The sequence below is a fragment of the Vibrio sp. 1562 genome (assembly GCF_033340155.1).
GTDB lineage: Bacteria > Pseudomonadota > Gammaproteobacteria > Enterobacterales > Vibrionaceae > Vibrio > Vibrio alginolyticus.
Map to the genome: position 1 here is coordinate 36,508 of NZ_JAWOVY010000017.1, position 14,746 is coordinate 51,253.

14 protein-coding genes are annotated in these 14,746 nt (G+C 44.3%); 6 read left to right on the top strand and 8 right to left on the bottom strand.

What is annotated here, in order from left to right; genetic code table 11:
- Window positions 1–27 precede the first annotated feature (27 nt).
- The 8 genes from R7Z49_RS16795 to R7Z49_RS16830 all read right to left on the bottom strand — a co-directional run bounded on the left by R7Z49_RS16795 (window position 28) and on the right by R7Z49_RS16830 (window position 10,655).
- Window positions 28–3,012, bottom strand: a complete 2,985-nt coding sequence (locus tag R7Z49_RS16795; protein ID WP_238855143.1) for a M6 family metalloprotease domain-containing protein — start codon at window positions 3,010–3,012, stop codon at window positions 28–30.
- A gap of 360 nt (window positions 3,013–3,372) precedes the next feature.
- Window positions 3,373–4,740 carry a TrkH family potassium uptake protein gene (locus tag R7Z49_RS16800; protein WP_064353721.1) on the bottom strand — a complete coding sequence of 456 codons (1,368 nt, stop codon included), beginning with the start codon at window positions 4,738–4,740 and terminating at the stop codon, window positions 3,373–3,375.
- A complete protein-coding gene (locus tag R7Z49_RS16805) occupies window positions 4,737–5,399 on the bottom strand; it encodes a potassium channel family protein (protein ID WP_005388291.1) in 663 nt (220 codons plus the stop codon). The genes R7Z49_RS16800 and R7Z49_RS16805 overlap by 4 nt, the downstream gene beginning before the upstream one ends.
- 250 nt (window positions 5,400–5,649) lie before the next feature.
- On the bottom strand, window positions 5,650–6,858 hold the full coding sequence (locus R7Z49_RS16810) for a DEAD/DEAH box helicase (protein ID WP_005382264.1): 1,209 nt from the start codon (window positions 6,856–6,858) through the stop codon (window positions 5,650–5,652).
- 99 nt (window positions 6,859–6,957) lie between these two features.
- Window positions 6,958–7,698, bottom strand: coding sequence for a transglycosylase SLT domain-containing protein (locus R7Z49_RS16815; protein ID WP_318111845.1), 741 nt, complete (start codon window positions 7,696–7,698; stop codon window positions 6,958–6,960).
- A 211-nt stretch (window positions 7,699–7,909) separates the two neighbouring features.
- Window positions 7,910–9,154, bottom strand: coding sequence for an NAD(P)/FAD-dependent oxidoreductase (locus R7Z49_RS16820; protein ID WP_025766964.1), 1,245 nt, complete (start codon window positions 9,152–9,154; stop codon window positions 7,910–7,912).
- Window positions 9,155–9,161: 7 nt separating this feature from the next.
- Window positions 9,162–10,229, bottom strand: a complete 1,068-nt coding sequence (locus tag R7Z49_RS16825; protein ID WP_053307501.1) for a class I SAM-dependent methyltransferase — start codon at window positions 10,227–10,229, stop codon at window positions 9,162–9,164.
- 27 nt (window positions 10,230–10,256) lie between these two features.
- Window positions 10,257–10,655 carry a hypothetical protein gene (locus tag R7Z49_RS16830; RefSeq protein WP_005382272.1) on the bottom strand — a complete coding sequence of 133 codons (399 nt, stop codon included), beginning with the start codon at window positions 10,653–10,655 and terminating at the stop codon, window positions 10,257–10,259.
- Between the two features lie 76 nt (window positions 10,656–10,731).
- On the opposite strand from R7Z49_RS16830, the gene R7Z49_RS16835 reads away from it, so the two are divergent.
- Genes R7Z49_RS16835 through R7Z49_RS16860 form a run of 6 tightly spaced genes read left to right on the top strand, consistent with a single transcriptional unit; the run spans window position 10,732 to window position 14,736 of the window.
- The gene (locus tag R7Z49_RS16835; protein WP_054865733.1) at window positions 10,732–11,460 is read left to right on the top strand and encodes a beta-ketoacyl synthase chain length factor; all 729 of its coding nucleotides are present in this window, start codon (window positions 10,732–10,734) and stop codon (window positions 11,458–11,460) included.
- Window positions 11,457–12,224: a lysophospholipid acyltransferase family protein gene (locus R7Z49_RS16840; RefSeq protein WP_005388305.1), complete on the top strand. Its 768-nt coding sequence runs from the start codon at window positions 11,457–11,459 to the stop codon at window positions 12,222–12,224. The genes R7Z49_RS16835 and R7Z49_RS16840 overlap by 4 nt, the downstream gene beginning before the upstream one ends.
- A 13-nt stretch (window positions 12,225–12,237) precedes the next feature.
- A complete protein-coding gene (locus R7Z49_RS16845) occupies window positions 12,238–12,498 on the top strand; it encodes a phosphopantetheine-binding protein (protein WP_005382278.1) in 261 nt (86 codons plus the stop codon).
- 15 nt (window positions 12,499–12,513) lie between these two features.
- A complete protein-coding gene (locus R7Z49_RS16850) occupies window positions 12,514–12,771 on the top strand; it encodes an acyl carrier protein (RefSeq protein ID WP_025766966.1) in 258 nt (85 codons plus the stop codon).
- Window positions 12,771–13,331, top strand: coding sequence for a hypothetical protein (locus R7Z49_RS16855; protein WP_132936505.1), 561 nt, complete (start codon window positions 12,771–12,773; stop codon window positions 13,329–13,331). The genes R7Z49_RS16850 and R7Z49_RS16855 overlap by 1 nt, the downstream gene beginning before the upstream one ends.
- Window positions 13,332–13,335: 4 nt before the next feature.
- Entirely contained in the window at window positions 13,336–14,736 is a 1,401-nt protein-coding gene (locus R7Z49_RS16860; protein WP_186584415.1) for an AMP-binding protein, read from the top strand.
- The last annotated feature ends 10 nt before the right edge of the window (window positions 14,737–14,746 follow it).

The window sequence follows — 14,746 nt, forward strand, 5'->3', positions numbered from 1 at the left end:
TGGCTTATACCGCAATTCAATACCGTTTTAGACGCGACGTCGCCAGCCTAATGTTGCAAGTAACATCAAAGCCCAATAAGAAACACTGCCGCTACCTTCAGAGTTCTTGAATGTCGTTGTCTTCAAAGAAGCAACAACCGTCACGATAACTTCCCCCGTAGCAGTGGCACCATGACCGTCTGAAACCGTATATTGCAGCTTGATGCCGTCAGTAGGGCTATCCGGTGCTTGAAAACGGATTTTGCCATTCTCTACACTCGCACTTCCCACACCCGTTACGTTCTGTACGCTTTCTACAACCAGTTTATCGCCGTTCACATCCGAATCATTGCTCGCTGCATCAATCAGAATACTTTCACCAACGGCAACGGTCGCCGTATCTGCAAGCGTAAGTGGCGCTGCGTTTTTCATGGTTAAATCGACGGTAGCACTGGACGTTTCATTACTAGGATCAGTCACGGTTAAACGGAATGTCAGAACCTCACCCGCTTTTGCACCTTGAGGCACCGTAAAGCTTGTGCTAACACTGGTTGCATTGCCAAGAGAAACTGAAGTGCCAGCCAACTGCTCCCATTTATAACTCAACACGTCACCATCAGCATCCGTACTATTTAACGCAGACAACGTGACTCGCTGCCCAACCGTCATGTCTTTATTATCAACATCAATCACGGCCACTGGCGCTTCGTTGCTGCCAAGCACTTCCACCTGCACATTCACGATTGAAGATGAGTACGCACCATCAACCGACAACAAACGATATTGGAAAGTGTCCAGACCAACGAAGTTAGCTTCAGGTTGGTACTGGTTGCCAGAGATGGTGCCGTGCTCAGGCTTCTGCACAATGTCCACATTGAACTGATACCCTACCGCCATGAAATCATTGTCCATCAGGTTCAGTTTGATTGGCGTATTTTTATTGGTTTGTAACGAATCAGATTTCGCTTCAACCAAGTTGCTCGCATCCACATTTAATAATGCTGCAAACGGAATATAAGAGAACCCGGCTTTTTCTAGACCAAACGTGCCAATCTCACTGTAATCACCAGTCCACATTACAGGTAGGGAGGCTTTTTCAGTTTTTAGCAAGCGGCCGAAGTCAAAGTTTGCATCAAATTGACCGCCTTCCAATTCAACGACCAATAAATGCTGACCCGCACTCAATTGGCTTGATTGAGGGAATAAAATTCGAGATGACTTTTGGAAGTTACCTTGCTGTAAAAGCTCAGCGTTGTTTTGATTCAATATTAATCGATAGCCAATGTTTCCAGAAAATGGGAATCGCCAAACTCGATAAGTCATGTCACTTTGAGCGCTATCTCTTTGCGCGTAAAGTTGAAGGCCATCAAGCTCTGTATCACTATTCAAGTCCAGTGACACCGCCAGAGTGTTACTCCCACTCGCGTACACATAACCTTGATGAAGAGAGTTCAGCCATGCTGATTTATTTGGTTCGTTTGTATGCTCAAGAGAAAAGCTACCGCCGTTGGTGTTGCTGGCAATGTTGGAAATACGAACCCCAGTATCAAACCCTGTGATCGCTCTCAGACCCGGGGTCGATGTATCTGAAATGACATCGCCACCATTAGGGTACAAATCGTCAGCGTCACTCCTACCATCATTTTCTAACTCATTCAGACCATCAGCCTGCATGATTTGAACCTGCATCGCGCCAACATCATTAAAGCGGTTCTGGACATTGACCGACGTCGCCAGGATACCTTCAGCCGCCAATGCTCGGTCGTAACCGCTAAAGGTGCGATTTTCCAAGTAAACACGTGGGCCAAACTCTTTCAAGTACGGGTCGAGATACACCAGCTTGACATCGTCGTTGTTCACAGAAATAGGCGCTGGACTTTCATGAGTTACCGTTGGTACAACAAAACCAGCAGCGTGTTTGCTCCATGCACTCATGTTCACCGGAGTGTCACCAGCGTATGAATCTCCCGGTTTCTGCGCCCATGAACCGCCACCCATCACGCCCCAAGAGCCGATCGAGGCATCACTGTTCCTTGCGTACAAATCCGGTAAGCCAAGCATTAAGTGGCCAAGCTCGTGTACGATCACGCCCAAGGTCGCTTGATGATCAACTTGATAGTCAGCGAACACACAATAGTCTGTGATCTTTTTACCATCTAGTGTGACATCATCGTGAGAGAATTTGTGCGGCCAAATAGCAGGACGGTTGAGAACCCCTGTTGAACGATCGCCCCCCGCAAAAATAAACATGACAGAGAGTTCTGACGGTTCTACGGTACCATTTTGATTGCTGTCGTAGGCCGAAAGATTAAAGTATGGATCCAGTTTTTGATAAGCCTCGGTGAAAACCGCATTCAACTTGGCGGTGCATGTCTTATCAGTAGAACTAGAGTGACAGTTAGGGTGGCTTTGTGCCACAGTCACATCTATCACACCGTCATTGGCGGTGCCGTAACTCTCAAGTGCAGGAACAACTTTGAATTTACCTTGAGAGTTTTTATCAAAGTAATCCACAACGCTTTGACCATTGGTATTAAATACGCGTTGCTCAAAATCGTGCACCATTGCTTGGTCATCAAACGAAACTTGCACAACCAATAGGGGCTGCTGCTTCACCGTTGAACTGCTCATCGCCTGGTAACCTTGCGCCGAACGCAGTAGGTTTTTTCGTGCCATCGGTTCAATGGTTTTTAGAGAAGATAATTGCGGTTTAACTTGTAAATCCGGGCGAAACCTCGCCGACTCAGGTGGCTCACTCGACTGCGTTTTCACCACACCTGTCGAGATCAATATTGGCGTGTCTGACTCGCGCTGAATCCGCGCGAAAAACCAAACGCCGTCTTCCTGAAGTAAGGCATTGCCCTGCTTATCTTCAAACCAGTGGAAATCTGCCGTTCCACGTAGAATTGCCTCACTGGAACTACCATCGCTCAACGCAATAGTATGCCAAACCGGTGATGGCGGAGTAGTTGCCATGCTCTTCCCTGCAAGAAGCGCAGTTAGCATAGCCATGGCGAGTGTGTTGAATTTCAAAGTACGACTCCATCTTTTCGATTCGTTAATTAATACCAAGCACAACAAACACAAAGTAACCCTATGGGCATAGAGTAAGACTGAGTGACTATTGACGAAGGCTGGTATCAATTCGCTCAGATAACACGACGTAGTTTGGTGTCACACTACAAAAGCGTCGGATTCCAAAACGCTGTTATGAGCGTAGCTTCTGAGAATATAAATTGAGTGAATGAATAGTATCGAAACGAAAGGAAGAAGAAATGAACTTCTACGAATTTGTAGGTAAAACTGGGCAACATTCCACATATTCTATAAATGTACGAGCACTGCTATTAATCAATGCTCGTAATGGTCGCGCGGCCATTGTTTAACGCTATATTAACCTGTAAGAACGGCGTCTTCTGGGTATTTGACCAAGGTAGGTTCAGGACGTGCCAACATATAGGCAAGCGTGAGCGGCCCAATACGACCAATGATCATCACCACGATCATAATGTATTTACCAGGTTCAGAAAGTTCCGCAGTCAAACCGGCGGTGAGCCCCACTGTGGCAAATGCGGAAATGGTTTCAAACATAACTTTATCAAAGCTGGCCTTCTCGGTAAGCATCAATAAAAACATTGCGCTTGTCAGGATGGCTCCGCTCACAACGATAATTGCCAATGACTTAGTCACAGTTTGCCAATTTATGGTTCGCTTAAACATAACCACATGTTTCTTTTGGCGTAAAAAGGTCCACGTAGCCATAAACGCAACAGCAAATGTGGAAACTTTAATACCGCCCCCCGTTGAGGTGGAACCCGCTCCAATTAACATCAGAACAATCATGACCAGTAAGGCCGGCTGGGTAAACAACGCCAAGTCAACACTATTAAACCCTGCCGTTCGCGCACTCGCAGATTGAAAGAATGCCGCCAACCATTGCCCTGTTGCAGGTAAAGACGCCATTGTGTTTGGGTTGCTTCGCTCAAGTAACCAAAACATCATCGTTCCGACTAAGAGCAATATCGGTGTCGCAATCAGCATGATTTTGGTGTGAAGATGCAAAAAGTGGAAACCTTTGCGCCAGTTTAGCCAGATGTCACCCACAACAGTAAAACCAAGCCCGCCAAAAATGAATAGCCCCGCCAGTGTAAAGATAACCAACGGATCATTCACAAAGCTCATCATACTGTCAGAAAACAGCGCGAACCCAGCGTTGTTAAATGCAGAAATTGCATGAAACAAGGCGTAAAACATACCAGTCTTCCAGCCCATTTCAGGGACCCAGCGGATAGAGAGAAAAATAAACCCGATCGTTTCTGCAACAAGCGCGAAAACAACAATCCGCTTTACTAGTCGGTTTAGATTGACTTGCCGATCTTGCCCTAATGCTTCTTTCGCCAGCGCTTGTTGACGCAAACTCAAACGCACGCCGAACATATAGAGTAAGACCGCCGACAAAGTCATCTGCCCCAACCCACCGATTTGCATTAAAAACATCAGCAAGATTTTGCCCGCAAGCGTAAAGTGTTGCCCAGTATCGACAACACCAAGCCCTGTCACACTAATAGCGGACGTTGCGGTAAACAAAGCATCCGTTATCGACAGTCCCGTAACAGAAAAAACTGGCAAGGTTAGCAATACCGCAGAAGGCAGTAAAACACCGAGAAAACTGAGCAATATAATTCGCGGTTCGTTGCCTTTCGCTTTCTCTTGTTTACCATCTGGTGCGTAAAAAACACCTTTCTGATGAAAATACGTCATAGCGATTTTAATTTATTTGCGAGCGCATCTTGAGGGCCGACCACAATAATTAGGTCACCAATTTCTAGTGTGGTATTAAGGTCAGGTGCCTTGGTAATTTCTGGGCCCCGTTTAAACCCTAGCACTTGCACGCCATCGACTTTGCACAGAGCCAAATCACTTAGTGTCTTACCCATCCAACGAGAGCCAATCACAAACTCCGTCATAGCTAAGCCACTGCCTAATGGGTGGAACTCAAGAACCCGTTTATCGAGCATTTTACGCGCGACACGTATCCCCATGTCACGCTCAGGCATGATAATGTGGTCTGCGCCAATTTTTTGCAGAACACGAGCTTGGAAACGGTCGTTGGCTTTAACCCATACTGACTTTACTCCCGCCTCTTTAGCAATCAATGTCGCAAGAATACTGGCATTGACATCCGCTCCGATGGCAATCATCACCATGTCGTAATCATCAAGTTTGAGCTCAGCAACCGTCTCTTCGTGAGTACAGTTAGCCACAACCGCCTGACTAACAAAACTGGCGGCTTCTTTAACTCTGTCTTCGTTGATGTCAACGGCTAAAACTTGAGCGCCTGAATCTTGTAACTCTTTACACACTGCCAAACCAAATCGGCCAAGACCAATAACGGCGAATTGCTTATCACCTGTTTTCATTTGTGCCCCATCTTATGCATTCATTAGCAAGCAAAAAAGTTTGCGCCCATTCCTTACCTTGTGCAAACCTGCGGACAGATAATTGACAAAAGCTTAACGCACCTTGATTCACTTTACGTGTTAAGCGTATGACACTGATTAACTTTTTTCCTCATTACCGAATAGAAACCGTCGCGATGGCTACATAATTGGATGCCTTAAAACGCAAAAAGCCGCAAGAATGCGGCTTTTAGATCATGGGATAAACTGGCTATTTTGATTCGCGCTTATCGTGCGGTTTACGTTTATTCTTAGGCACGTAATTTAAAATTGAAATTGGTACTGGCTTTCTTGGCGCAAAACCTTCAATTTCCACTCGCTCTAGCAAGTGCCCTAAACGACTTTCAATCATGCAGAGGTTCTTAAAGTCGTCTTTTGAAACCAGTGATATCGCCTCACCTTTCGCGCCAGCACGACCTGTACGACCAATACGATGTACATACTCATCCGCCGGGTAAGGTAAATCGTAGTTGATGACAACTGGCAGATTATCAATATCAATACCGCGCGCAGCAACGCCGGTTGCGACTAAGTACTGGATTTCACCCGCTTTAAACTTTTCTATTAATTCCTGGCGAACACGCTGATTACGGCCACTGTGGAATGCTTCTGCCACAATGCCACGTTTCTCAAGTTGGCTTACCAGTTTGGCTGCGCCGTGTTTAGTTTCAATAAATACCAGTACTTGCGACCAGTCATTTTCTTTAAGCAAGTGACTTAACAGCGACGACTTCATGTCTTTATCGACGGTCGTGATCCACTGTTTAATATTTGATTTTGAGGCACTGTGCTTTGCAATCGTGATCTCTTCAGGATCAATAATCGCATTTTTCGCCAAGTCACGAACAGGGTTAGATAACGTCGCTGAGAACAGCAAACTTTGCACATGTTCTGGCATACAGTCGACGATTTTGTCGATCGCATCGATGAATCCCATATCCAACATTTTGTCGGCTTCATCAAGCACTAGCATTTCCACTTCATCAAAGTGAATCGCGCGTTGACCGTACAGATCAATCAAGCGCCCAGGCGTGCTTACCACAATATCGACACCCTCGATCAAGGCTTGTTTTTGTGGTGCATAATCCACACCACCAAACATCGCCATTGAGCGTAATGGTAAGTTTTTACCATAAGCTTCAATACTTTGATGAACCTGAAGCGCAAGTTCGCGTGTTGGCGTTAGGATAATCGCACGAGCGCGTTTTTTACGTTGCGTTTCGCCTCGACTAAGCTTTTCTAAGATTGGCAGAACAAAACTGGCCGTTTTACCTGTGCCCGTTTGCGCTGCTGCAATTAAATTGCGGCCACGCAATACGATTGGAATGGCTTTTTGTTGGATAGATGTGGGTTTTTCATAACCTAGCGCTTTTACTGCATCAGCAATCGATGCGCTTAAACCAAGCTTAGAAAATGGCATAGAAAGGTCTCAACAGAGGAAATGGGCGCGTAGTGTATCAGAATCCCCGTGAAGTAACAGAAGGATTCATGCGCGAAAAACTAGGAACATGACACAATCTTAGCCCATGAAATTGGGCTGCAAACCTTTTTCTAATTTTTTCCTCACTTTGTAGGAAACATCATTAAGCGTGATTTTCCCCGTTTTGTGGCGGTCGATACCTGCATTCTGTAGATAGGCAATTGAGCCTTGTCTGAACAAAACGAAAGACGGCGGTTTACCAATCGCAGCAGGGTAGAGAATGGCCATGTAAGCATCTTCTAAGCTATTAATTTTATTTCGATAGGGCCAATAGTACGCTTTCACATAGTCAAGTTGTTCAAGCGCGCTCATTCTCGCAAGAGTCTTTGTGTTCACTCCTAATGACTCTGCGGTAGAGGGCATAAATTGAATTAACCCTGTAGCCCCGCTTCCGGAACCATTTTTGATGCTTGGACTGAAAGTTTCAGCAGTTTCAAATGCCATGCACGCCATAAGATGATTATGATTGATCTTTAGCTCTTTACTAATACGGATGACTTTAGATTTGAACTCTGGAGAAACTTTACCTCCCCACGCTACCGCGTTCTCGGGATCTGCAATCGAAGAGACCGTTGATGCGTCATGTTCTTCGACAATTTTAGAAAGTAGAGGAAGCGTTTGGCGTAGTCGATGGCTCGAACTCACCAAGCGAATTGATTTGGTAAGAAACTTGTCTTTTTTTTGGTGTAGTTTTTGGAACTTTACTAACTTATACAGTTGCTTATAAACCGTTTTCACAACGAAGCCAGATGTAGGGAACACTCCCAGAATGTAATCCATTTCCTACAAATTTAATATAAATATCAGCAACAGGAATTCTAGATGTGATCAATGTCACCATAAAAATTCTCAAATTCGATACACACCGATGTAAGTGGTCAATGTGTCTCCAACACGCTAGAAGTAAAAGTAAAGAGGCATTAAAAAGGTCTTACCAATTTTTTTGGTAAGACCTAGGTTTACTGATTCTCGGATAAGCGAATGTATATTCTTACAGTTCAGCTTCCCGAACCAGTTCTGCAAGCGTCGACAAACGCTGCTCACTTTGTTTTACGTAAGGATTATTCGTATCCCAAGCATATCCAGCCAAAATCGCACTAATCATCTGTTTAATACGTGGGTTCGGGTTTTGATAGAAAATCACATCTTGCAACGTGCCGTTGTACCAGCCTTCCACATAAGTGCGGAATGTGTTCACTCCCACCATTAAGCGTTGCGAGTACTCTTCTTGCCAACCAACCTTTTCACCATTCAGCTGACGAACCACGCAGTCCGCTGCAAACTCTGCCGATTTCATGGCGATAGTGACACCCGATGAAAATACAGGATCAAGAAACTCACCTGCATTACCAAGCAACGCGTAGTGCTCTGTCGCTAAACGTTTGACGTTAGCAGAATAGCCACCCAACTCGCCTGCTGGATTCGGGTAATTCGCATTTCGCAACAAAGAAGCCAAACCCGGCTCTTCATTGGCTAACTGCTGCAACGCTGCAATCTTATCTTCTGGGTATTGTTCGAAAAATTCTGGCTCACCCACCACACCAAACGAACAAGTACCATTAGAGAATGGGATTAGCCAGTACCATACGTCGTGATTTTCAGGATGAACTGAAATTAAAATTTTGTTGCGGTCGTATTCCGGCTCTTGGGGAGAGATATGATCTTCGATATGGGTAAAGATCGCTTTTCTAGGCGGAAGACAAGAAGGTTCTTCTAGCTCCAACAAGCGTGGCAAAACACGCCCAAAGCCACTTGCATCCAACACAAAATCTGCTTCGATTTGATAAGCCTTCTTATTTGAGTCGAGCACTTCTAATCGAGACTTTTTCCCTTCAAACACTAGATTGAGCAGTTCATGCTGATAGCGAATCTCTACGCCTTGCTCTTCAGCGCTATCTGCCAATACTTTATCAAAGCTGGCACGTTGAACCTGAAACGTCGTGCCCGGTCCTGGCGTGTATTTGTTTGTAAAGTCGAACTGGGTGTATACGCCATTACGACGAAATGCAGCACCATCTTTATACTGGAAGCCAAACTGCTTTACTGCATTGGTCATTCCTGCTTGTTCAACAACTTCCATACATGCAGGGAGTAGGCTTTCTCCTATGGAAAAACGTGGAAAAGTCGCTTTTTCTAAGACAACAACATCTATGCCACGCGATTTTAATAAGGCAGAAACGGTTGAACCTGATGGCCCCGCTCCTACGACAACAACTTGCTTGAGCTCTGTTTTCATTCTGAATTTAGTTTGCTTGTAGTTTTAATAAGGTATGACCAAGGCCAATATTGTCGGTTCTTTCAACGACAGATAAACCTGCCGCTTCGACAATTTCTAAGAAATCATCACTGCGATAAAAGCGACTATTACCGTTAGCTAAACAGGTAAAATAAAGAGAAGTGGCATTAAGGCTATAGGAAGCTCCCGCGTATTTTTGAGCATCCCAAAACAGCTCCAATACGTAAATAGTATCTCCCTTCGTTAACTGGGCTTTAACTTTTTTAAGGATATTGAGGATCTCAATTGGGGAAAAGCAATCCAAGAACTGGCTCATCCACCATACGTCAGCATGCTCAGGCAATGTTTGTGCTTTATCAAGCATGTTTGCAGGGTATGGACGTACACGCTCGACGAACTGGTTTTCTGAAACATTCTTCATCGCTACTTCTAATTGTTGCGGTAAATCAACAATCGTCACTTGAACGTCAGGGTCATGTTTACAACACTGAATCGCCCATTTTCCCGTATTTCCGCCAATATCCACAAGATGCTTTGGCTTGCTTGCAAATACCTCTTTAAGCAGAAGTGGGAACGAGCGATCCGAATAGAAATGATCGAACTTAAACCAGCTCTGTTTGGCTTGTTCTGGTAACGTCGATAGACCTTGATAGATGGTCTCCCAATTGCCCAACTCTTTCAAACCAGACGGTTTACCTTCTTGAATTGCTTCCGTCAAATGCATCATCGCGGCGTAACAAACATCTGCCGTAAAATCCATGTTTGCATTCGTCATACCATCATGAAGAAGGTAAAAACCAAGGTTTGCAAGCGAATAGTTAGGTCGTTCCCATAAAACAATATGCGCACTAATCGCCATATCCAACAGTACTTTAACACCATATTCTGATACTCCCGTTTTCTCGGCAATATCTGTGGCACTCATGCCTTGTGCGCCAGCGCTGTCTAAAGCGGCTAAAATACCTAAATCTCGAAGCGTTTTGGCGGTCTGGAACACGATTGGTGCAAAAGATAACTTCTGAGCTTCTGTCTTCGCTTCAAAAGCATTAAAAGGGTCATTATTTTGATTTAACACGGAAAAACCTAACTGCAATTAATAGTTTTATTGTTGAGATTGATTGCCCAACAATGCAATAGCTCGCTGAATATCAACATTCAAGTTGTTTACCCAACGATTGTAATTGCGGTGGATTTTGCCATCACTTGCTTTGAGATTTACTGAGTTGAGATAAATAATTGAGTAATATTTATTATTGTATGGGATTTTTACTTCTGCAGAGTGTTTACGAACGTGGATTTTTGCAATAAGAACACCAGGGCTTACTTCTTCGATCGTCCAGCCTCGGTTAGTTGCTGATTGCACTATGGCCATTTTTACTTGTTTATTTTGAAGATCATAAGCAACTGGAGTATCCTCCACATTCATTACAGGTTGTACTCGTCCACAACCAACAAGAAGCAAAGTTAATAATAACGAGACATACAGCTTAAAACGCGACATGATAATTTCCTTTTTATTGTGAATTTGGGTCAACCCCAATTTGTATCGAGCTGTAAAATAAACAATTTAACCCAATATGCCAAACTCGAAGATCAACATTTCGTTCAATATTGATGCGTGGACAGCGAATTCATTCGGTTTATCCGAATCCAATGAATGGAAACAATGGGCAACAGAGATAAAATGGCCAGAAGATGGCAAAATCAATGTTGCAAATATTCCTGCGATGATGCGCAGAAGAATGAGCCCACTCAGTAAACTGGCGGTACAAACTGCAATCGAAATGCTTAATCAACATCAAGTTGATTACCTTGTATTTTCAAGCCGTCATGGTGAACTGCATCGCAGCGTCGCACTAGTTGAAGATATAATTAATGGAGAAGAGGCGTCTCCGATGGCTTTTTCTCAATCGGTGCACAATACCGCCGCAGGGCTTGCCACTATCGCAACTAAACAACCCATTCCCCTAACTTCTATCGCTGCGGCAGAAAACACATTCCAAAGCGCAATATTAGAAGCATGGCTGTTTTTGTCCGACAATCCTGACAAAAAAGTACTGCTTGTTGATTTTGATGAGCCTATGCCTGACTCTTATTTAGAATATGAAAACCAACAATACCAAGGGTTTGGACTTGGCTTAATACTTTCTCATGGAGACAATTTCGCGATACAAAGCTCCATAAACGCAGAACGTTCCGGTCATCCTCTTCCTCAAGGTTTAGTATTTTTGCAACAATACTTGTTAGATAAAAGCCAGTGGACTATTTTCGCTCCGCATCAAGCTTGGGAATGGCACAAAAAATGACTCGCTTAAATCAGTATTGGCGTGTGCTAGCAACAGGCTTTTGTTTTTCAGTATTTGGGTTAGGTGGTTTAGTACTGAGTTTCATTGTTATTCCGACCATTCGTATTTTTGTTTCAGACCAAACGGAACGCGAATATAAAGTTCAGGGTGCGATTCGATATTCATTCAACACATTTTGTAAATTGATGAAGCTAAGTGGCGCAATCGATTATCAAATTATTGGTGCCGATATTCTTCAACAAGATCGTAATTGTTTAATTGTTGCCAACCACCCTAGTTTAATCGATTACGTTCTCATTGCTTCACAATTAAATCGCTGCGACTGTTTAGTAAAATCGGCAATATGGTCGAATCCTTTTATGAAGCACATCGTAAAAGCAGCCGGATATATTCCCAATGAAGCACCGGATGATTTATTAGCACTTTGTGATGAACGATTTAACAAAGGCAACGTGTTGCTTATATTTCCTGAAGGAACAAGAACAACACCAGGTGTAGAGCCGAAATTACAACGCGGTGCAGCACAAATTGCGGTAAGAACAGAACGAGATTTAAGAGTTGTCCATATTACGGTAACGCCAAGTTTCCTCACAAAAGAGAAAAAATGGTATCAAGTACCGGCAACAAAGCCCTTTTTCAGGGTTGAAGTTAAGGATAAAGTTGAGATTACCCCCTTTATAAAGCAAACTACGTCGCCGACAATAGCGGCGCGACGCTTACAACAGCACCTAGCTGAAAACATTTTTCCAGAAAACTTTTATTAATAAGCAGGTCCCAGTGGAACAGTTACACAACGACATTAAGCAACTTATTATTGATGCTTTAAACCTTGAAGATTTAACCGTAGATGATATTGAAACGGATGCACCACTTTTTGGTGATGGACTTGGCTTAGATTCTATCGACGCGCTTGAGCTTGGACTCGCAATAAAAAAACAATACAACATCGTTATTGATGCCGACGACTCAAATACGCGCGAACACTTTGCGTCTGTAGCAAATCTAGCGAAATACGTTTCTTCTCAAACTAATGAATAAGTTGTAGGTATATTCATGACTGATGTAAATAAAGATCAAGTATTTGAACAAGTTAAAGATGCGCTTGTTGAGCTGTTCGAAATTGATGCAGCCGACATTCAATCAGATGCGCACTTATACCAAGATCTCGATCTTGATAGCATTGACGCCGTTGATTTGGTCGTACACCTACAGAATGTCACTGGCAAAAAAATCAAGCCGGCAGAGTTTAGTACAGTAAGAACCGTCGACGATGTGGTTAACGCTGTTACTGAGTTATTGAAGGAAAGTTAATGCGCCAATTGCTGACTGGTCTGTCTGCAATTGTACTGTTTGCCTACCCCTTCGCCGTCTATTTCGGTATAGATAAATTTGGCTTGAACTTAGTTGGGGGCTTGTTAATTGCTGCGTTACTTTTGCGTGTTTTCGTCGCAAATAAGACCCCACTAAAAGAGTTTAAGTTCTTGGCGCTCGTTACGGGCGCTGTTGGCATTGTCCTAATTACGCTTGGCATGGTGTTTAAACAACATGGGTGGCTTCAGTTTTACCCTGTCGTTGTCAATGTATGTATGCTGTGTGTATTTGGACTGAGCTTAAAACAGCCGCAATCGATCATAGAGAGGCTTGCTCGCTTGCAAGAACCCGACCTTCCGGCTAGTGGCGTGACTTACACTCGCAAAGTGACGATGGTTTGGTGCGCCTTTTTTACGCTCAACGCTGCTGTTGCACTCTATACCTGTTTCCTACCAGTAAAAATATGGACGCTTTATAACGGCCTCATCAGCTACTTACTTGCTGGTGGCTTGTTCGCTGGAGAATGGATCGTGCGTCAATTTGTTCGAAAGGAACACTAATCGTATGAATACAACGTATTCGAGCTTTACCTCCCTAGCGACCTTGTTCATCGCAGAGAGGTCTGAGCAATCCCCAGTCTCTTACGAGCGCGACACGGTTATCACGTGGGGTGATTTCCAGCAGCACGTCGCAACACTTGCTCAGCAGTTAGAAACCCAACCAACGCAAAACATTGCGTTGTGTTTTGGCAACAGCTACCTGTTTGCCGTTGGCTTTTTTGCTTGTAGTTATGCAGGAAAATCCATTGTATTACCTGGTAATTACCAACCAGAAGCACTCAAAGAGCTCAGTGAGCACTACGATTTGTTGCTGCATGATGCCGATGTCTCGGTTCCAGAACTGGTGAGCTCGCTTTTGATCGAAGCTCAATCATTGCTAGAAACCACCGTGATTAACGAGTCAGAGGCCAAACAACCTTATTTTTGGCGTGAATTAAACCTGGCGGAAATACCGGTAACGCTATTCACTTCGGGTTCAAGCGGCACACCAAAAGCCATTGCAAAAACGCTGAAACAGCTCGACATCGAAGTTTCTATTCTAGATAACCTATGGGGCGACACGGTTGCCAGCACACGCGTTGAAAGCACCGTTTCTCATCAACACATTTACGGCTTGCTGTTCCGCGTATTGTGGCCTTTGTGCTCTGCACGTCCATTTTCAGCACACAACCTTGAGTTCCCAGAGCAAATTGTCCATCACGCTGATGCTGACACCACGCTAGTAAGCAGCCCTGCGTTACTAAAACGACTCAGTGAAGAGCACAATCCGGTTGCGATTCGGTGTGTATTTTCTTCTGGTGGCCCCTTGCCAAACCAAGCGGCGCAGCACAGCCAGCAGTTGTTTGGGTCACTTCCTATTGAAGTTTTTGGCAGCACAGAAACCGGCGGCATCGCTTACCGTCAGCAGCACGTAGCCAGCACTCCTTGGACGTTATTCCCTGGTGTTGAAGCCGAGCTTAACCATGAGAATTGTTTAAAGCTCCGCTCGCCACACATTGATGAAAACACTTGGTACCAAACTGCGGATGAATGCTATTTCCATGATAGTATTTCTTTTGAATTGCGTGGACGCACTGACCGAATCGTCAAAGTCGAAGAAAAGCGTATTTCCCTTGTCGAAGTGGAAAAACGTTTAGAGCAATTGCCGTGGGTTCAAGAAAGCGTGGTGATCCCAATGGAAGAATCTGGTCGCCTCACGTTAGTCTCGATCATCGTACTTAACGATAAAGGCAGCGATGTGCTTAATGAACTTGGTAAAGGCAAATTTTGGCTTGAGCTTCGCAAGGCACTGCGCAATTGGCTAGAACCGATCGCTATCCCGAGAAAATTCCGAGTGGTCGACGAAATTCCATTGAACAGCCAAGGCAAACGCCAAGTTGCTGAAATTGAAAAACTATTCCAATAAAGCTAGTAAC